This window comes from Streptomyces sirii (assembly GCF_045690365.1).
Classification (GTDB): domain Bacteria; phylum Actinomycetota; class Actinomycetes; order Streptomycetales; family Streptomycetaceae; genus Streptomyces; species Streptomyces sirii.
In genome coordinates this window covers 5,848,435-5,867,028 of sequence record NZ_CP147982.1, presented here as the reverse complement: position 1 = coordinate 5,867,028, position 18,594 = coordinate 5,848,435, and the positions used below count along the sequence as shown (strand labels likewise).

15 protein-coding genes are annotated in these 18,594 nt (G+C 72.2%); 12 read left to right on the top strand and 3 right to left on the bottom strand.

Annotation, left to right across the window (positions count from 1 at the left end; translation table 11 throughout):
• Positions 1 to 46 precede the first annotated feature (46 nt).
• Positions 47 to 2,332, bottom strand: a complete 2,286-nt coding sequence (locus tag WAB15_RS26560; RefSeq protein ID WP_407287793.1) for a transglycosylase domain-containing protein — start codon at positions 2,330 to 2,332, stop codon at positions 47 to 49.
• A gap of 308 nt (positions 2,333 to 2,640) precedes the next feature.
• Here WAB15_RS26560 and WAB15_RS26555 point away from each other — a divergent pair, with 308 nt between their 5' ends.
• The 10 genes from WAB15_RS26555 to WAB15_RS26510 all read left to right on the top strand — a co-directional run bounded on the left by WAB15_RS26555 (position 2,641) and on the right by WAB15_RS26510 (position 14,705).
• A complete protein-coding gene (locus tag WAB15_RS26555; RefSeq protein ID WP_407287792.1) occupies positions 2,641 to 3,612 on the top strand; it encodes an SPFH domain-containing protein in 972 nt (323 codons plus the stop codon).
• A 73-nt stretch (positions 3,613 to 3,685) separates the two neighbouring features.
• A complete protein-coding gene (locus WAB15_RS26550) occupies positions 3,686 to 3,964 on the top strand; it encodes a hypothetical protein (RefSeq protein ID WP_407287791.1) in 279 nt (92 codons plus the stop codon).
• 163 nt (positions 3,965 to 4,127) lie between these two features.
• On the top strand, positions 4,128 to 4,814 hold the full coding sequence (locus WAB15_RS26545; RefSeq protein ID WP_407287790.1) for an ABC transporter ATP-binding protein: 687 nt from the start codon (positions 4,128 to 4,130) through the stop codon (positions 4,812 to 4,814).
• A complete protein-coding gene (locus WAB15_RS26540; protein WP_407287789.1) occupies positions 4,811 to 7,147 on the top strand; it encodes an FtsX-like permease family protein in 2,337 nt (778 codons plus the stop codon). The genes WAB15_RS26545 and WAB15_RS26540 overlap by 4 nt, the downstream gene beginning before the upstream one ends.
• A gap of 94 nt (positions 7,148 to 7,241) precedes the next feature.
• Positions 7,242 to 7,766, top strand: coding sequence for a PadR family transcriptional regulator (locus WAB15_RS26535; RefSeq protein ID WP_399150487.1), 525 nt, complete (start codon positions 7,242 to 7,244; stop codon positions 7,764 to 7,766).
• Positions 7,763 to 8,452, top strand: a complete 690-nt coding sequence (locus tag WAB15_RS26530) for an ABC transporter ATP-binding protein (RefSeq protein ID WP_399150486.1) — start codon at positions 7,763 to 7,765, stop codon at positions 8,450 to 8,452. The genes WAB15_RS26535 and WAB15_RS26530 overlap by 4 nt, the downstream gene beginning before the upstream one ends.
• Positions 8,449 to 10,875 (top strand): FtsX-like permease family protein, encoded by a 2,427-nt coding sequence (locus WAB15_RS26525; protein ID WP_407287788.1) that lies wholly within the window; start codon positions 8,449 to 8,451, stop codon positions 10,873 to 10,875. Before WAB15_RS26530 ends, WAB15_RS26525 begins: the two co-directional genes overlap by 4 nt.
• Positions 10,872 to 13,286 carry an FtsX-like permease family protein gene (locus WAB15_RS26520; RefSeq protein ID WP_407287787.1) on the top strand — a complete coding sequence of 805 codons (2,415 nt, stop codon included), beginning with the start codon at positions 10,872 to 10,874 and terminating at the stop codon, positions 13,284 to 13,286. The genes WAB15_RS26525 and WAB15_RS26520 overlap by 4 nt, the downstream gene beginning before the upstream one ends.
• Before the next feature lie 64 nt (positions 13,287 to 13,350).
• Positions 13,351 to 13,962, top strand: coding sequence for a dihydrofolate reductase family protein (locus WAB15_RS26515; RefSeq protein ID WP_399150483.1), 612 nt, complete (start codon positions 13,351 to 13,353; stop codon positions 13,960 to 13,962).
• Between the two features lie 113 nt (positions 13,963 to 14,075).
• Positions 14,076 to 14,705: a Uma2 family endonuclease gene (locus WAB15_RS26510; protein WP_399150482.1), complete on the top strand. Its 630-nt coding sequence runs from the start codon at positions 14,076 to 14,078 to the stop codon at positions 14,703 to 14,705.
• A 4-nt stretch (positions 14,706 to 14,709) separates the two neighbouring features.
• Here the strand turns inward: WAB15_RS26510 and WAB15_RS26505 are convergent, their stop codons facing one another.
• Positions 14,710 to 15,669 (bottom strand): hydrogen peroxide-inducible genes activator, encoded by a 960-nt coding sequence (locus WAB15_RS26505; RefSeq protein ID WP_407287786.1) that lies wholly within the window; start codon positions 15,667 to 15,669, stop codon positions 14,710 to 14,712.
• 141 nt (positions 15,670 to 15,810) lie between these two features.
• Between WAB15_RS26505 and WAB15_RS26500 the strand changes: the two genes are divergently transcribed.
• Positions 15,811 to 16,365 (top strand): peroxiredoxin, encoded by a 555-nt coding sequence (locus WAB15_RS26500; RefSeq protein WP_407287785.1) that lies wholly within the window; start codon positions 15,811 to 15,813, stop codon positions 16,363 to 16,365.
• A 5-nt stretch (positions 16,366 to 16,370) separates the two neighbouring features.
• Positions 16,371 to 16,904, top strand: a complete 534-nt coding sequence (locus WAB15_RS26495; protein WP_384432387.1) for an alkyl hydroperoxide reductase — start codon at positions 16,371 to 16,373, stop codon at positions 16,902 to 16,904.
• 109 nt (positions 16,905 to 17,013) lie between these two features.
• Here the strand turns inward: WAB15_RS26495 and WAB15_RS26490 are convergent, their stop codons facing one another.
• Positions 17,014 to 18,537, bottom strand: a complete 1,524-nt coding sequence (locus tag WAB15_RS26490; RefSeq protein ID WP_399150478.1) for an AI-2E family transporter — start codon at positions 18,535 to 18,537, stop codon at positions 17,014 to 17,016.
• Positions 18,538 to 18,594: the final 57 nt, after the last annotated feature.

Genomic DNA, 18,594 nt, shown 5'->3' with positions numbered 1-18,594 from the left:
GAGGCGGGGCCGCGGTGTGTGCGCGTACGGCGTGCGGGGTCCGGCGTCAGTGGAAGTTGGGCAGGCTGTTGGGCTCGGTCCCGCCGGTGTCCTCCCCGGTGCCGCCGTCCGTCGTCCCGCCGTCGGTGGTGTCACCGCCGGTCGTGCCGCCGGTCGGCGGGCCCGATGAGGAGTCGCTCGGCGAGGGACGGCCGGACGGCCGGCCGGACTCGGACTGCGACGGGCTGCTGGTCGGCGTCCGGGTCGGCGTCGGCGTACCGCTGGGTGTGCCGGACGGCGTCGGGGTCGACGAGGGGGTGTTGCTCGGTGTCGGCGTGCTGGTCGGGGGCACCCCGGCGCCGAGGTCGGTGTCGAGGTCGAAGTCCGCGCCGGTGTCGCCGCCGAGCACGGTCTCGTTGTACGCCGCCCACACCTGGGCCGGGTAGCCGCCGCCGTTGACCCGGCCGCCGCCTCCGGTGCCCTTGAGGGTGACCTGGGCGCCGCCCTTGGGGGACTCGCCGAACATGCCCACCGCGGTGACCAGCTTGGGCGTGTAGCCCACGAACCAGGCCGACTTGTTGTCGTCGGAGGTGCCGGTCTTGCCGACCGCGTGGTAGGCGGTGTTCTTCACGGCGCTGGTGGCCGTACCGTCGTTGACCACGCCCGCCAGTACGGAGGTGATGGTGTCGGCGGTCTTGCGGCTGAGCACCTGTTCGCCGATCGGGTCCTTCAGCTGCTGCTCGGTGTCGACGCCGTCGACGGGGTGCACGGCCTTGGTCACCAGCGTCGGGGTGACCTTCTTGCCGTGGTTGTCGAGGGTGGCGTAGGCCCCGGCCATCTGCAGCGGGCTGGCGCCCATGGAGCCCAGGGTCATGGCGGGCCGGGCCTCCATCTTGGAGCCGTCCATGCCCAGGCTCACCGCGGTCTTCTTGACCCTCTCCAGGCCGACGTCCTGGCCCATCTGCGCGAAGACCGCGTTGACGGAGTTGTTGGTCGCCGTCTGGACGCTGATCTTGCCGTACTCGTGCTCGTCCTCGTTGGGCGGCGCGAAGGGGATGGTCCCGCCCACGACCGGGCGGCGGTTGCGGCCGTCGTAGATCGTGTTCGGGGTGATCGGCAGATTGTCCTGGGTGACCGCGTTGTGCTCCATCGCCGAGGCGAGGATCAGCGGCTTGAACGTGGAGGCGGGCTGGTAGTCGGAGCGCGTGGCGTTGTTCCGATAGTGCTTCGGGTAGCCCGCGCCGCCGTAGATCGCCACGATGTGGCCGGTCTTGGGGTCCACCGAGGCAGCGCCGAGCTGGGCGTCCTGGTCGACCTTGCGGATCTTGGGCTTGAGGTCTTCGGTCAACTTCTGCTTGACCGACTGCTCCAGCGCCTTCTGCTTCTTCTTGTCGATGCCGAGGGTGATCGTCCAGCCGCCGAGCTCGAACTTGTCCTCGTCCACGCCCTGCGCGAAGAGCTCGCGCTTGGCCTCGTCGACGAGGTAGCTCGTCTGGCCGGTCAGACCGGGCAGCGGCTTGGGGGTCTGGGGGACCTTGAACCGCTGCTTGGCGCGGTCCTCCTTGGAGAGCCAGTGCATCTCGACCATGTTGTCGAGGGTGTAGGCCCAGCGCTCCTGGACCCGCTTCCGGCCGTCCTTGGTCGCCCGCGTCCAGTCGTACTGGTTCGGCGCCTGGAGCAGCGAGGCGAGGTAGGCGCCCTGCGAGACGGTGAGCTTCTCGACGTCCACGCCGTAGTAGGCCTGGGCGGCGGCCTGGATGCCGTACGCGCCGCGACCGTAGTAGCTGGTGTTGATGTAGCCGGCGAGGATCTTGTCCTTGCCCAGCTTGTTGTCCACCTTGAGCGAGATGACGATCTCCTGGAGCTTGCGGCTGACCGTCTGCTCCTGGCTCAGGTAGTAGTTCTTGACGTACTGCTGGGTGATCGTCGAGCCGCCCTGCTTGCCGCGGCCCAGCAGGGTGTTGAGGATGCCGCGTGCGGTGCCCTTCAGGTCGACGCCGGAGTCGTCGAAGAAGGTCTTGTTCTCCGCGGCGACGAAGGCGTACTGGACGTCCTTGGGTATCCGGTCCAGCGGCACGCTCTCGCGGTTGACCGTCCCGGACCGCGCCATGATCGAACCGTCGGAGTACTTGTAGACGTTGCTCTGCAGTCGGGCGTCCTTGTTGCCGTACGCCGGCACGTCCACGTACAGGTACAGGCCGATGAAGCCGAGGATGCCCAGCAGGCACACCCCGAGGAAGGTTCCGAGGATCTTCTTCCAGGTGAAGAGGCGGCGTATACCGGACTTCCCCTGTTTCGGTTTGGTCCGGCGGGCGCTCCCCTGTCGCGCCCTTCTCGCTTCCGCTCGGCCCATCGCTTCGACAACTCCAGTCGTTCCGCCCCCAGCTAACTCAGCTGTTGAAGCTAACACCGCATCTGTCAACAAATACTCATCGATCAAGGCTTTTCCTGGCGTGACAAACAGCACCCACGCCGACGGAACCTGAAGGTGGGTGTTCTGCGTCGCCCCGGCCTCACCTGCGGACTTACCGTCGGCCGGCCCTCTGCACACCGGTGGACACCCCGACCGTCCGGGCGTTAAAGTGATAGCACTTTGCTAGACCAGCGACATCACCGATTGCGGCGGACATCACGTGCCGCATCTGGAGAAACGGGGACTTCATGACCGACCAGACAACGACCGAGCCCAGCGGCGACCCCCACGGCGAGCTCGCGGTGGACGCTCCCGAGATGCCGCGCCCGCAGGTCCGCGAGACCCCGGCGCACAGCATCCCGGGCGGCCTCGCCCTGCTGCTGACCGTGCTCGGGGTGGGGCTCGGCATCGCCGCGATCATCTCCGGCGGCGTCCTCGGCAACGCCGGCCACAACGCGGTCGGCATCCCGCTGTTCATCGCCGGCGTCCTGCTGCTGCTCGGCTCCTTCTTCTGCATGACCGGCGTGAAGATGGTCGCGCCGGGCGAGGCTCGGGTCATCCAGCTCTTCGGCCGGTACGTCGGCACGATCCGCACCGACGGCCTGCGCTGGGTCAACCCGCTGACCACCGCCCGCAAGATCTCCACCCGGGTGCGCAACCACGAGACCGCGGTGCTGAAGGTCAACGACGCCTACGGCAACCCGATCGAGCTGGCCTCGATCGTCGTCTGGCAGGTCGAGGACACCGCCCAGGCGCTGTTCGAGGTCGACGACTTCCTGGAGTTCGTCGCCACCCAGACCGAGGCGGCCGTCCGGCACATCGCGATCGAGTACCCCTATGACGCGCACGACGAGGACGCCCTGTCGCTGCGCGGCAACGCCGAGGAGATCACCGAGAAGCTCGCCCTGGAGCTGACCGCCCGGGTCCAGGCCGCCGGCGTACGGATCATCGAGTCCCGCTTCAGCCACCTCGCCTACGCCCCCGAGATCGCCTCCGCGATGCTCCAGCGCCAGCAGGCCGGCGCGGTGGTCGCGGCCCGCCAGCAGATCGTCGAGGGCGCGGTCGGCATGGTCGAGATGGCACTGGACCGGATCAGCGAGCAGGACATCGTCGAGCTGGACGAGGAGCGCAAGGCGGCCATGGTCAGCAATCTGATGGTGGTGCTCTGCGGCGACCGGGCCGCCCAGCCGGTCCTGAACACGGGCTCGCTCTACCAGTGAGCGAGCGCAGCGAGCGCACCATCGACAGGTGCGCGCCGAGCGAATGCGAGGCCGAGCGAAGCGAGGCTTCGGCATGAGCGCCGAGACCCCGGAGGGGCCCGGCGCCGAGGGCGAGCGGCCCCCCACGCGGCGGCCGCAGCGGCGCAAGCAGGTGCTGCTGCGGCTGGACCCGCTGATCCATGACGCGCTGGCGCGCTGGGCCGACGACGAACTGCGCAGCGCCAACGCGCAGATCGAGTTCCTGCTGCGCAAGGCGCTGTCGGAGGCGGGGCGGCTGCCCCGGGGCGCGGGGGCGATCCCGCGCCGCGGGCGGCCGCCCAAGGCGCCGGAGCCGGAGTCGCCCCAGGGCTGATCCGGCTCCGGCGCACCCGGCGACCGCATCCCTCACCGAGGGCCGCACCCGCCACTGAACACCGCGTCTATACATCGCGCGTATACACCTCATGTAGAGTGCTCGGCATGCCCACAGGACACACAGGGCGATGCCCCCTGCCCGCACTCCCGGAGGCTCGCGGATGACCCCGGCCGGTTCCCTGCTCGACGCCCGCGCACTGCACAAGGCGTACGGCCCCACGCCCGCTCTCGACGGCGCGGACTTCTCCATCCACCCCGGCGAGGTCGTCGCCGTCATGGGCCCCTCCGGCTCCGGCAAGTCGACCCTGCTGCACTGCCTGGCCGGCATCATCGGCCCGGACTCCGGCACCGTCCGCTACGGCGACCACGAACTGACCGCCATGAGCGACGCCCGACGCAGCGCCCTGCGCCGCACCGACTTCGGCTTCGTCTTCCAATTCGGCCAACTCGTACCCGAGTTGACCGCCCTGGAGAACGTCGCCCTACCCCTGCGCCTGAACGGCACCAAACGCAAGGACGCCGAACGAAAGGCCCGCACCTGGCTGGAGCGCCTGGAGGTCGACGACGTCCGGGACAAGCGGCCCGGCGAGGTCTCCGGCGGACAGGGCCAGCGGGTCGCCGTCGCCCGGGCCCTGGCCGGCACCCCCCGGGTGGTCTTCGCCGACGAGCCCACCGGTGCCCTGGACTCGCTCAACGGTGAGCGGGTGATGACCCTGCTGACCGAGGCCGCCCGCGACACCCGGGCCGCCGTCGTCCTGGTCACCCACGAGGCCCGGGTCGCCGCCTACTCCGACCGGGAGATCGTCGTCCGCGACGGCGTGGCCCGGGAGACGGCGGGCGCGGCATGAGGGCCCGCAGCCTTGCCATGGGCGTACGCTTCGCGGCCGGCGGCGGCCGCGAGGGCTGGGTCCGTACGGTCCTGACGGCCATCGGAGTGGGGCTGGGGGTGATGCTGCTGCTCGGCGCCGCCTCGATCCCGCACATCCTCGACGCCCGGCAGCAGCGCGGCGACGCCCGGGCGGCCGTCGCCGGCGAGCAGCCGGTCAAGCGCTCCGAGTCCACCCTGCTGTACGCCGAGGCCGGAACCTCCTTCCGCGGCCAGTCCGTCAAGGGCGCGCTGCTGCGCCCCGACGGCCCCCGCGCCCCCGCCCCGCCCGGTGTAGGCGAACTGCCGCGCAACGGCGAGATGGTGGTCTCCCCCGCGCTCGCGGAGCTGCTCTCGGCGCCGGAGGGCAGGCTGCTGCGCGAGCGGCTGCACTTCACACCCGCCGGCACCATTACCGAGCCGGGCCTGGCCGGGCCGGGCGAGCTGGCGTACTACGCGGTCAGCGACGCCCGCGGCACCGAGCACGGCGCCTTCCGCATCGACGGTTTCGGCAGCCGGACCGAGCCCCGGCCGATGGATCCGGTGCTGCTGGTGCTGATCATCGTGGCCTGTGTGGTGCTGCTGATGCCGGTGGCCATCTTCATCGCCACCGCGGTCCGCTTCGGCGGCGAGCGGCGCGACCGGCGGCTGGCGGCGCTGCGGCTGATCGGCGCCGACACCCGGACGGTGCGCTGGACGGCCGCCGGGGAGGCGCTGTTCGGCGCGCTCTGCGGGCTGCTGCTGGGCACCGCGATGTTCCTGGCCGTACGGCAGGCGGCCGGCTCGGTCACCGTCTGGGACGTCAACGCCTTCCCCGGCGATCTGACGCCGGCCCCGGCTCTGGCGGCGCTGGTCGCCCTCGCCGTCCCGCTCTGCGCCGTCGGCGTCACGCTCTTCGCGCTGCGCGGGGTGGCCATCGAACCGCTGGGCGTGGTGCGCAACAGCGCCGGGCGGCGGCGCCGGCTGTGGTGGCGGCTGCCGGTGCCGCTCGTGGGCGTCGCCCTGCTGCTGGCCAACGGGCCGGTCGGCGGCGACGACGGACCGGTCAACCCGTATCTGATCGCGGGCGGCGCGGTGCTGATGCTGTTCGGCATCACGCTGCTGCTGCCGTGGGTCGTCGAGGCGGCGGTGGGGCGCCTCACCGGCGGCCCGGTGCCCTGGCAGCTGGCCACCCGCCGGCTCCAGCTGGGCAGCGGGGCCGCGGCCCGCGCGGTCAGCGGCATCACCGTCGCGGTCGCCGGGGCCATCGCCCTGCAGCTGTTCTTCTCCGCGATCCAGCAGGACTTCATGAAGGTCACCGGGCAGGATCCCGACCGGGCGCAGCTGAGTGTGACCCTGCCGTCCCACGACGTCGCCACGATCCGGAAGATGATCGGCGAGTTCCGCCGCACCGAGGGCGTACGCGGCGTCATCGCGACCATCGAGGCCTCCGCCTCCCGGCCCGGCCCGGTGCGCAAGGGCGAGGACTTCGCCCCGACCACCCAGCTCACCGTCGGCGACTGCCCCACCCTGCGCGAGCTGGCGCACACCGGCTCCTGCAAGGACGGCGACGCCTTCGTCGTCAAGGACAGCAACGGCATGGTGGACAGCGACTACATCTTCCAAACCGCACGGCCCGGCGCCCGGGTGCTGCTGAACCGGGACGTGACCACCGGCGAACCCGGCCGCGAGCCGCGGCTGTGGACCATCCCGAGGTCCGCCCGCGTCGTCGACTCCCGCAAGGACCCCTCGGGCCAGATGGCCTTCGGTGTCTTCGCGACCCCGGGCGCCTTGAACACCGCCGCGCTGGACGACCCGACGGCCCGCGCGATGGTGAAGACCGATCCGCTGGTCGGCGACGCCGCCGAGTACGTCCGCAACACCGCCGCCCGGATCGACCCGCTGATGAGCGTCGGCACGCTGCAGAGTCTGGAGCGCGACAAGCAGTTCTCCAGTGTGCGCACCGGGCTGCTGGTCGCCGCCACCGCGACGCTGGCGCTGATCGCCGCCAGCATGCTGGTGACGACGCTGGAGCAACTGCGCGAGCGGCGCCGGCTGCTGTCGGTGCTGGTGGCGTTCGGCACCCGGCGGGCGACGCTCGGCTGGTCGGTGCTGTGGCAGACCGCGGTCCCCGTCGCCCTGGGGCTCGCCCTGGCGCTGGCGGGCGGTGCCGGGCTGGGTGTGGCGCTCTTGAGGATGGCGGGCAAGTCGACCTTCGACTGGTCGGTGGTCTGGCCGCTGCCCGCGGCCGGCGCCGCACTCGTCGTGCTGGTCACCCTCTTCAGCCTGCCGCCGCTGTGGCGGATGATGCGCCCCGACGGGCTGCGGACGGAGTGACCGGCGTCCCGGGGCCCGGGTACAAGGGCTCCGGGACCGCCTCTATACAGCGTGCGTATACACCAGCGATACACCCACGAGTAAGGTGGTCGGCATGTCAATCGGTCATACGCTGCTGGGCCTCCTGGAGTCCGGTCCCCGCCATGGCTACGACCTCAAGCGGGCCTTCGACGAACACTTCGGCCAGGACCGCCCGCTGCACTACGGGCAGGTCTACTCCACGATGTCCCGGCTGCTGAAGAACGGCCTGGTGGAGGTCGACGGCGTGGAGGCCGGCGCCGGCCCGGAGCGCAAGCGGTACGCGATCACCGACGCCGGTATCACCGACGTCGCCCAGTGGCTGGCCCGTCCCGAGAAGCCCGAGCCGTATCTGCAGTCGACGCTCTACACCAAGGTCGTCCTGGCGCTGCTGACCGACCGCGACGCCGCCGAGCTGCTGGACACCCAGCGCGCCGAGCATCTGCGGCTGATGCGCGGACTGACCGAGCGCAAGCGCGGCGGCGACCTCGCCGACCAGCTGATCTGCGACCACGCGCTGTTCCATCTGGAGGCCGATCTGCGCTGGCTGGAGCTGACCGCCGCTCGGCTCGGCAAGCTGGCGGAGGCGGTCCGCGCATGACGCCGGAGGGATCCCTGCTCGCGGCGGAGGGGCTGTGCAAGGCGTACGGCCCCACGCCCGCGCTGGACGGCGTGGAGTTCTCCATCCACCCCGGCGAGGTCGTCGCCGTCATGGGCCCCTCCGGCTCCGGCAAGTCGACCCTGCTGCACTGCCTGGCCGGCATCATCGGCCCGGACTCCGGCACCGTCCGCTACGGCGACCACGAACTGACCGCCATGAGCGACGCCCAGCGCAGCGCCCTGCGCCGCACCGACTTCGGCTTCGTCTTCCAATTCGGCCAACTCGTACCCGAGTTGACCGCCCTGGAGAACGTCGCCCTACCCCTGCGCCTGAACGGCACCAAACGCAAGGACGCCGAACGACGGGCCCGCGAGTGGCTGGAGCGCCTGGAGGTCGACTCCGTGCACGGCCGGCGGCCCGGCGAACTCTCCGGCGGACAGGGCCAGCGGATCGCGGTCGCCCGCGCGCTGGTCGGCCGCCCCCGAGTGATCTTCGCCGACGAGCCCACCGGCGCCCTGGACTCGCTCAACGGCGAACGCGTACTGACCCTGCTGACCGACGCCGCCCGCGACACCAGTGCCGCGGTCGTCCTGGTGACCCATGAATCCCGGGTCGCCGCCTACTCCGACCGGGAGATCGTCGTCCGCGACGGCAAAGTGAAGGACATGCTGGCGGGCTTGATATGAGCCTGCTGCGCTCCCCCGCCGGCACCGGCGGCGGGCGCGGCGGCGAGCGCGTGCCCGCCTCGTCCGAGCCGCCCGCCGCCCCGCGCGGCGGCCCCGGCGTCTGGGCCCGCGACCTCCTCATGGGCATGCGGTTCGCGGCCGGCGGCGGCCGCGAGGGCTGGATCCGTACGGCGCTGACCGCGGCCGGCGTCGCCCTGGGCGTGGCCGTGCTGCTGCTCGGCTCGTCCGTCCCGGCCATGATGGACTCCTGGCACGGCCGGGAGCAGGACCGCGAGAACCTCGGCCAGCGCCATGAGCCCGGACCCACCGACAACACCCTGCGCTACACCTCGGTCGACACGACCTTCCGCGGTACGCCGGTCCGCGGCCGGCTGGTGCGCCCCGACGGCGCGCATCCGCCGCTGCCGCCCGGCGTGCGGCAACTGCCCGGTCCGGGCCGGATGCTGGTCTCCCCCGCGCTCAAGGAGCTGCTGGACTCCCCCGAGGGCGCCCTGCTGCGCGACCGGCTGCACTACGAGACCGCCGGCACCATCGGCGACCGGGGCCTGCTCGGCCCGCAGGAGCTGACCTTCTTCGCGCAGAGCGCCACCCTGGCCGCGCCCGACGGCTACCGCATCGACCACTTCGGCAAGAGCTGGGAGCCGACGCCGATGCAGGCGCCCGCCGTGCTGCTGGTGATCATGACGTGTGTGGCGCTGCTGACGCCGGTGATGGTCTTCATCGGGACGTCCGTACGGTTCGGCAACGAGCGCCGCGAACGCCGGCTGGCCGCGCTGCGCCTGGTCGGCGCCGATGTCCGCACCACCCGCCGGATCGCCTCCGGCGAGGCGTTGTTCGGGGCGCTGCTGGGGCTCGTCGGGGGCACCGCGCTGTTCCTGGGCGGCCGCCGGTTCGCCTCGGTGATCACGCTCTGGGACATCAACGTCTTCCCCTCGGACCTGACACCGGGCCCGCTGGCCGCGGCCCTGATCGCGCTGCTGGTCCCGGCGGCGGCGGTCCTGGTGACCCTGTTCGCCCAACGCGCCGTCACCGTCGAGCCGCTGGGCGTCGTCCGCGACCGCCCGCCCGTGCGACGCCGGCTGTGGTGGCGGCTCGCACTGCCCGTGGTGGGGGCCGCGCTGCTGGTCCCGCTGATCTGGGAGCGGCCCTGGGCCGGCACCCCGCTGGCCACCTTCCGGCTCGCGGCCGGTGCGATGCTGCTGCTGTTCGGTGTCACCGCCCTGCTGCCCTGGCTGGTGGACGCGGTGGTCGGTCGGCTGCACGGCGGCCCGGTCCCCTGGCAACTGGCCGTCCGCCGCCTGCAGCTGAGCAGCGGCTCGGCCACCCGCGCGGTCAGCGGGATCACCGTCGCGGTGGCCGGCGCGATCGCGATCCACATGCTGATGACGGGGATGCAGGCCGGCTACGCGCACGCCTACGCCGAGTCCGGCAAGGTCCCGCGGATCGGCCTGTGGGGCAACGCCAAGGACTGGCAGCGGACCGAGCGGGCGCTGACCGCGCTGCGCGCCACCCCCGGGGTGACCGCGGTCCGCGGCACCGTCGACGCACTCGCCGGCCGGATGCCGACCGCCGGCCACCCGCCCGCGTCCGACGCACCGCCCACCACTCTCGCCGTCGGCAGCTGCGCCGAACTGCGCAAACTGGCCCGCCTGGGCTCCTGCCGGGACGGCGACGTCTACCTCACCGACGCCCCGCACCGCGACGCCGCCACGCGGCCCGGCGCGACCCTCGACCTCAACGCCCCGCTCGGCGAGGACGACCCGGTGGCGCCGCGCCCCTGGAAGATCCCCGGCACCGCCCGCCCCGCCCGGCTGCTCTCGCCCGAGCCCGGCTCCGACCGCCTCATGTACGACCTGCTGGTCACCCCGTCCGCGATCGACCCGGCCCGGCTCGACGGCGCCACCATGGAACTGAAGGTCGACTTCGACCGCGCCACCCCGGACGCGGTGGAGCACATCCGCAACACCGCGGCCCGGATCGCCCCGGCGATGAACGAGTTCTCCGCGGTCGACAACCCGCACGACGAGCAGTACACCAGCGTCCGCAACGGCCTGTTCGTCGGCGCCGTGATCACCCTGCTGCTGATCGGCGCGGGCCTGATCATCTCCACCGTCGAGCAGCTCTACGAGCGGCGGCGCCTGCTGTCCACCCTCGACGCGTACGGCACCCGCCGCGCCACCCTGGGCTGGTCGGTGCTGTGGCAGACGGCCATCCCGGTGGTGCTCGGCCTGGGCCTGGCGCTGGGCTGCGGGCTGGCGCTGGGCGCGCTGCTGCTGTCGATCATCGACAGCGCGGTGGTCGTGGACTGGCTGGTGGTCGGCGCGATGACCGGAATCGGCGGCGGGGTGATCTTCTTCGTGACGGCGCTGAGCCTGCCGCCGCTGTGGCGGATGATGCGGCCGGAGGGGCTGCGGACGGAGTGAGCACGCCGATGCCGCCGGACCGGTCCGGGCCGGACCGGGGGCGGGGGCGGGGCGCGGGCCCCCGCCGCCGGTGCACCGACCTCGCCCTGGGCGCCCGCTTCGCGCTCACCGGCGGCCGCGAAGGGCTGCTGCGCACCGCCCTGACGGCGCTCGGCGTCGGCCTGGGCGTCTTCGTCCTGCTTCTGGCGGCCGCCATACCCCAGGTGCTGCACGCCGCCGTCGACCGCAAGGCGGCCCGCACCGTCGTGCCCGCCGCGGAGGGCACCGGCCCCTCGGACCGCACCCTGCTGACCGCCGATCTGCGCGGCGCCTTCCACGACCGGGCCCTCGGCGGCCGCCTCGTACAGCCCGAAGGCATCCGCGCCCCCGTCCCGCCCGGCCTGTCCCGCCTCCCCGGCCCCGGTGAACTGGCCGTCTCCCCCGCCCTCGCCGAGCTGCTCGCCTCCCCCGACGGGGCGCTGCTCAAGGAGCGCTTCGCGCATCTGCGGGTGACGGGCCGGATCGGCGACGCGGGCCTGACCCACCCCGCCGAACTGAGCTACTACCAAGGCAGCGACAGCCTGCGGGGGCCCGGCGCGGGGGTCGAGCGGATCACCGCGTTCGGCGACCGGGGCACCCCCTTCCAGGCCAGTCCCCCGGTGGTGCTGGCCATCACCGCGGGCTGTGTCGCGCTGCTCGCCCCCGTCGCCGTCTTCATCGCCACCGCCGTACGCTTCGGCGGCGACCGCCGCGACCGCCGGCTCGCGGCGCTCCGCCTGGTCGGCGCCGATGTCCGCACCACCCGCCGGATCGCCGCCGGCGAGACCCTCACCAGCGCCCTGCTGGGCCTGCTGGGCGGCGCCGCACTCCTTCTCGCCGTCCGCGTCCCGCTGTCCTCCCTCACCCTCTTCGGCCTCGGCGTCTTCCCCTCCGACGTGGTCCCCGACCCGGTACTGGCCGCCGTCATCGCACTCGCCGTCCCCCTGTGCGCGGTCGCCGTCACCCTGCTGACCCTGCGTCGGGTCACCGTCGAGCCGCTGGGCGTGTCCCGTACGGCGCCGCCGCTGCGCCGCCGGCTGTGGTGGCGGGCGCTGCTGCCCGCCACCGGAGTGGCACTGCTGCTCCCGCAGGCGACCGGCGGGCTGCGCTCCGGCGACGCCGCCAGTGCCCAGCTGATCCTCGGCACCGCTCTGCTCCTGCTGGGCATCGCGGCGCTGCTGCCCTGGCTGCTGGACGCCACGGTGGCCCGTCTGGGCCGTGCCGGGTTCGGCGGCCAGGCCTGGCAACTGGCCGTCCGCCGCCTGCAGTTGACCTCCGCCGCGGCCAGCCGTTCGGTCAGCGGCATCACCGTCGCGGTGGCCGGCGCCATCGCCGTCCAACTGCTCCTGGCCGGCGTGTGGACCGGCCTCGGCGAGACCTCCGCCACCACCCCCTGGACCGAGGTCACCACGCGGGACGGCACGCTGCCGGCCGACCGGGCTCCCGGGATGTCCGCCCTGCTGAACGCCACCCCGGGCGTCCTCGCCACCCGCACGCTCGCCACCGGCTACGCGGACACCTACCGCCCGCAGCACCAGCGGTCGGACGCCGACACCTCCGCCGCCTCCGAGCCCTATCCGTTCACCGTCGCCGACTGCCCCACGCTGCGCGAGCAGGCCCATATCGGCGCCTGCTCCGACGGGGACGTCTTCCTGGCCGGGGGTCCCGAGGGCGGCGGCCCCCGCCCCGGCGAACGCCTGACCCTGGAGCCGGCGCTCGGCCCGACGGACCCTCGGGCGCCCGCCGTCTGGACCGTGCCGTCCACCGCCCGCCGCACCACCGTCGCGGACCGCGGCACGCCCCTCGGGCTGCCCACACCCACCGTCCTGGCCACCCCCAAGGCCCTGCCGCCCACCCTGCTGCACCGGCCCACCCTCACGGTCCTGGCGCGGCTTGCCCCCGGCGATCCCGACGCCCTCGAACACCTCCGCAACACCGCCGCCCGGATCGACGCCCGGGCGGAGGTCAGCGTCTACCGCAGCGCCGCCCCCGACGAGACCCTCGGCCTCACCCGCCGCGCGCTGACCGCCGGCGCGGTGGCCGTCCTGCTGCTCATCGGCTGCGGCCTGCTCATCACCGCCGTCGAGCAACTCCGCGAACGCGCCCGCCTGTTGTCCGCCCTGGACGCCCTGGGCACCCCTCGCGGCGTACTGGCGCGCTCGCTGCTGTGGCAGACCGCCCTGCCGGTCGCCCTCGGCCTCGCCCTGGCCCTCACCTGCGGCCTGGCGCTGGGCTCGCTGCTGCTGCGCATGGCCGACCGGCCCCTGCTGCCCGACTGGTGGGGCATCCTCACCCTCACCGCCACCGCCGGGGCCGTCATCCTCACCGTCACCGCGCTCTCCCTCCCGCTGCTGTGGCGCCTGATGCGCCCCGAGGGCCTCCGGACGGAATGATCATGGGAGATCATGTCCCCACACCGGCGCCGCCTCGGCGCCGATCGACACCCGGGGGCTCCTCATGCGCGCACCGCGCCGACTCGTCTACTGCATCGCGTCCACCCTCGACGGCTTCATCGCCGGCCCGGACGGCGCCGACCCCACCGGCCCGGACGGCTTCTGGCCGATCGCCGAGGACTACCTGGAGCACCTGATCGCCGAACTCCCCGAGATCCTGCCCGTGCAGGCCCGCTCGGCCCTCGGCGTCACCGCGGAGGGCACCCGTTTCGACACCGTCCTCGAAGGCCGCCGCACCTACGAGATCGGCCTCCGCGCCGGCCTCACCGACGCCTACCCCCACCTGCGCCACCTCGTCTTCTCCCGCACCCTCGCCCAGAGCCCGGATCCGGCCGTGGAACTGGTCGCCACCGACCCGGTCGCCAAGGTGCGCGAGCTGAAGGCCGAGGAGGGCAAGGACATCTGGCTGATGGGCGGCAGCGAACTCGCCGGCGTCCTCTACCCGGAGATCGACCAGCTCCTGATCAAGCTGGGCCCCCTCACCATCGGAAACGGCATCCCCCTCTTCTCCCGTGACACCGCCTTCGACCCGCGCACCTGGGACCTGACCGACCACACGGTCCTCAAGAGCGGCGCCGCCTTCCTGACCTACACCCGCGCGACGACCGAGGCGTAGGACGACCCCTGGGGCGCCCGCTTGCTCGAACGGGTGAACGCTGTCGTGCAAGACGCGTGCGGGCGCCCGTGCCTACGATGATGGCCTCGGCACCAGCCAACGGGAGGCATGCAATGTCCGCAGCAGCTGTCGAGGGTCCTTACACGCCAGGCCACAGGTCACTGACGCTCCTCGAACAGGCCGACCAGCTCATGGAGCAGCTCCCCGGCTACCGCGTCGAGATCCTCGGAGGCGTTCTCACCGTGACCCCACCCCCGGACTTTGCCCACGCGAAGGGGCTGTCCAGCCTGCGGGACACCTTTGCCGCGGCGGGACTGAACCGCGGTGAGACTCTGGTCCTCGAAGGTGTCGGCCTGTGGCTGCCGGACGGCCGGGAGAACTTCGCCATGCCCGACCTTTCCGTGGTGGACGCCGATGCCGAGGAACACATCGTCGAGTACGAGTGCGTCGACCCGGCATCGTTCCGGATGGTCCTTGAGATCACATCCGGGAACTACGCCAACGACCTGCGCAAGAAGGTCGCGGCTTACGGAGCAGCGAGGGTACCTGTCTATGTGATCGTTGATCGCAAGCACGATCGACTCCATGTCCTCACCGAACCCATTGAGGACGGCTACGCCGTACACCACATCCATATGGCCAGGGAGAAGGTCACCCTGCCCGAATCGATCGGCGCCGAGGTCACCTTGGACGTCGCGCAGGTGCTGGAAGACGCTAGGCGCCGCAACCCACGCGAAGCCTGACTCCTCACCCCTTCACCATCCGCACCGGCAGCCCCCGCAGCGCCCCCCGCAGTGCCTGGGCGAACTGCTCGAACTCCTCCTGCCGGGCGGCGCCCGCGCGCATGGCCAGGGCGATCCGCCGGGACGGGGCCGGGTCGGCGAAGTAGCCGGTCGTGAGCTGGTCGTTGCGGGCGGTCTCCACGCGGAGCGCGGTGCGCGGGAGCAGGGTCACGCCCAGCCCGCCGGCCACCAGTTGCACCAGCGTGGACAGGCCCGCCGCACTCGTCGTCACGGGGGTCTTCTCGTCCCGCCCCGCCTCGCGGCAGATGTCCAGGGCCTGGTCGCGCAGGCAGTGGCCCTCGTCGAGCAGCAGCAGGTCCAGTTCCCGCAGGGCCTGGCGGGGGATGTCGCCGCGGCCGCCGAGCCAGTGCTCCTTGGGGGCGACCAGGACGAAGTCCTCGTCGAAGAGCGGGAGTTCGGTGACCTGGGGGACGCCGAGGGGAACGGCCAGCAGGAGCAGATCGAGGCGGCCGTGGGCCAGGCCGTCCAGGAGGGAGGCGGTCTGCTCCTCGTGCACCTGGAGGTCCAGGTCGGGGTAGGCGTCGTGGACCAGGCGCAGTACGGCCGGCAGGAGGTACGGCGCGACGGTCGGGATGACGCCGAGGCGCAGCACTCCCGTGAAGGGGGCGCGGGCCGCCTCCGCCTCCTCCATCAGATCGCCGACGGCCTCCAGGACCGCTCGGGCACGGGCCGCCACCCGCTCCCCCGCCGGCGAGAGCAGCACCTTGCGGGTCGTACGCTCCAGGAGCTGCACGCCGAGCGCCTCCTCCAGGGCCGAGACGGCACCGGACAGCGCGGGCTGGCTCATTCCGATCTCGGACGCCGCCTCACGGAAGTGCAGATGCTCGGCCACCGCGGCGAACGCCCGCAGCTGCGCCAGGCTGGGCTGGCGGGGCCGGCCGCCCTGACTCGCCGGTGAAGCCACTGATAACCACCTCCGATCAACATCAACCAGTCTAGCTATTTCCCTGATCAATGCCAGCTGTGCCAGGGTGTCAACCGTCCAAGCCTCAAGGAAAAGACCGAAAGACCCCACAAGGGACTTTCTGTGCAACAAGGAGAGCCTGTGCTCACTGTCGGTGACAAGTTCCCCGAGTTCGACCTCACTGCCTGCGTCTCGCTGGAGAAGGGCAAGGAGTTCGAGCAGATCGACCACAAGACCTACGAGGGCAAGTGGAAGATCGTCTTCGCATGGCCCAAGGACTTCACCTTCGTGTGCCCGACCGAGATCGCGGCCTTCGGCAAGCTGAACGACGAGTTCGCCGACCGTGACGCCCAGATCCTCGGCTTCTCCGGCGACTCCGAGTTCGTGCACCACGCCTGGCGCAAGGACCACCCGGACCTGACCGACCTGCCCTTCCCGATGCTCGCCGACTCCAAGCACGAGCTGATGCGCGACCTGGGCATCGAGGGCGAGGACGGCTTCGCGCAGCGCGCCGTCTTCATCGTCGACCAGAACAACGAGATCCAGTTCACGATGGTGACCGCCGGCTCCGTCGGCCGTAACCCCAAGGAGGTCCTGCGGGTCCTCGACGCCCTCCAGACGGACGAGCTGTGCCCGTGCAACTGGAGCAAGGGCGAGGACACCCTCGACGCGGTCTCCCTGCTGGCCGGTGAGTGACACCCATGGCTCTCGATGACCTGAAGTCCGCTGTTCCGGACTACGCCAAGGACCTGAAGCTGAACCTCGGTTCGGTGATCGGCAACAGCGACCTGCCGCAGCAGCAGCTGTGGGGCACGGTGCTCGCCTGCGCGATCGCCTCGCGCTCGCCGAAGGTGCTGCGCGAGCTGGAGCCCGAGGCGAAGGCGAACCTCTCCGCCGAGGCGTACACCGCCGCCAAGTCGGCCGCCGCCATCATGGCGATGAACAACGTCTTCTACCGGACCCGGCACCTGCTGTCGGACCCGGAGTACGGCACCCTGCGCGCCGGCCTGCGGATGAACGTCATCGGCAACCCGGGCGTGGACAAGGTCGACTTCGAGCTGTGGTCGCTGGCCGTCTCGGCCATCAACGGCTGCGGTATGTGCCTGGACTCGCACGAGCAGGTGCTGCGCAAGGCCGGTGTGGACCGCGAGACGATCCAGGAGGCCGTGAAGATCGCGTCCGTCCTGCAGGCCGTCGGCGCCACGCTGGACGCCGAGGCCGCGCTCGCCGAGTAATCGGCAACGCAACGCTCATACGAAACCCCGCGGGACACGGTGTGTCCCGCGGGGTTTCGCGTGTGTGGACCTCCCTGCACCTGCCGGGCACCCGGCAGGCTCCGGTGGCTCAGCCGCCGGACTCCTCGGGCGCGCGCTTCACCGGGGGCGGCGTCGGGGCCACACCGATCGCGGTGGCTCCGCGGGGCGCCACCGACATCCGCACCGCCTGCTCCCGCGAGTACGACCGCAGATAGCCGACGACGGTGTTGGTGACCGCCACCAGGGGGACGGCGACGACCGCGCCGCCGATGCCCGCGACCAGTCCGCCCGCGGCGACCGAGAGGATCACCGCCAGCGGATGGACCCGCACCGCCCGGCCCAGGATGAACGGCTGCAGGACGTGGCCCTCGATCTGCTGGACCGCCAGGACCACCGCCAGCACCATCAGGGCCTGGAAGACGCCCTGGGTCACCAGCGCGACGACGCACGCCAGCGCGCCCGAGACCACCGCACCGATCAGCGGGATGAAGGCGAACAGGAAGATGAACACGGCGAGCGGAACGGCCAGCGGCACATTGAGGAAGTACAGGCCGATGCCGATGAAGATGGCGTCGATGAGCGCCACGATGACCGTGCCGCGCACATAGGCCGTCAGGGTCCGCCAGGCCCGCGGCCCGGCGCCCGCCACACCCTCGCGGGCCGCGCCCGGCACCAGCTTGAGCACCCACTCCCAGATCCGCCGCCCGTCGTAGAGCAGGAAGAGCGTGGTGAACATCGCCAGCAGAATGCCGGTGAACACCTCGAGGACGACGGTGACGCCCTCCAGTCCGGCCGTGGTGATCGCCTCGGTGTTGGCGCCGATCGCGTCCTGCAGGTTCTTGGCGATGCTGTTGATCTGACCCTCGGTCACATGGAACGGGCTCTTCAGCAGCCAGCCCTTGAGCTCGGTGATGCCCTCCTGGATACGGCTGGACACCGAGTCGATGTTGTCCTGGACCTGCCACACGACGAACCAGCCGACCAGGCCCATGATGACGAAGCCGCCGATGAAGGTCAGCGCGGTCGCCGGCCCGCGCGGCAGCCCGCGCCCGCGCAGCCAGCCCACCGTCGGCTGCAGCAGCGCGGTGATCAGCATCGCCGCGACGAACGACAGCACGACCAGTTCGATGCTGGTGATGACGCGCGCCAGCACCCACAGCGTGGCCGCAAGCACCAGCAGCCGCCAGCCGACCTCGGCGGCGACCCGTACGCCCCACGGCACGGCGGCCACCGGGTCGGGGCGGGCCGCGACGGCCGGGGCGTAGGCGGGCGGCGCGGGCACGGACTCCGGCGGACGCGGGGCGGCCGCCGGCGGCTCGGGCTCGGCGCCGGGGTGCGGCACCCCGTCCGCCGGCTCCGGTACCCGCCGCGCCGGGCGGGTGGCGATGAACGTACCCACCGGGCCGTCACCGGCTGGTGAACCGTTGGCCGGTGAACCATTGGCCGGCGAACCGTTGGCCGGGCGCGCCTCAGCGCGCTCGGCACGCCTCAGCTCCTCCGGGTCCCCGGCCGCCGCCGCGGCCTCCGCGCGGCGGCGCTGGTCCTCCAGCCGCTGCGAGAGCCGCGTCAGACCGGCGCCGAGGCCACCGACCCACTGAGGCAATCTGGACATGTCCCTTCCTCTTCCCCTCCCACGCACCACACACTGACGGCACGACGTTACCTGTGC

Bases quoted from the DNA above. Each gene is read 5' to 3' on its own strand.
- WAB15_RS26560 (WP_407287793.1), bottom strand. From the start codon at position 2,332: ATGGGCCGAGCGGAAGCGAGAAGGGCGCGACAGGGGAGCGCCCGCCGG.
- WAB15_RS26555 (WP_407287792.1), top strand. From the start codon at position 2,641: ATGACCGACCAGACAACGACCGAGCCCAGCGGCGACCCCCACGGCGAG.
- WAB15_RS26550 (WP_407287791.1), top strand. From the start codon at position 3,686: ATGAGCGCCGAGACCCCGGAGGGGCCCGGCGCCGAGGGCGAGCGGCCC.
- WAB15_RS26545 (WP_407287790.1), top strand. From the start codon at position 4,128: ATGACCCCGGCCGGTTCCCTGCTCGACGCCCGCGCACTGCACAAGGCG.
- WAB15_RS26540 (WP_407287789.1), top strand. From the start codon at position 4,811: ATGAGGGCCCGCAGCCTTGCCATGGGCGTACGCTTCGCGGCCGGCGGC.
- WAB15_RS26535 (WP_399150487.1), top strand. From the start codon at position 7,242: ATGTCAATCGGTCATACGCTGCTGGGCCTCCTGGAGTCCGGTCCCCGC.
- WAB15_RS26530 (WP_399150486.1), top strand. From the start codon at position 7,763: ATGACGCCGGAGGGATCCCTGCTCGCGGCGGAGGGGCTGTGCAAGGCG.
- WAB15_RS26525 (WP_407287788.1), top strand. From the start codon at position 8,449: ATGAGCCTGCTGCGCTCCCCCGCCGGCACCGGCGGCGGGCGCGGCGGC.
- WAB15_RS26515 (WP_399150483.1), top strand. From the start codon at position 13,351: ATGCGCGCACCGCGCCGACTCGTCTACTGCATCGCGTCCACCCTCGAC.
- WAB15_RS26510 (WP_399150482.1), top strand. From the start codon at position 14,076: ATGTCCGCAGCAGCTGTCGAGGGTCCTTACACGCCAGGCCACAGGTCA.
- WAB15_RS26495 (WP_384432387.1), top strand. From the start codon at position 16,371: ATGGCTCTCGATGACCTGAAGTCCGCTGTTCCGGACTACGCCAAGGAC.
- WAB15_RS26490 (WP_399150478.1), bottom strand. From the start codon at position 18,537: ATGTCCAGATTGCCTCAGTGGGTCGGTGGCCTCGGCGCCGGTCTGACG.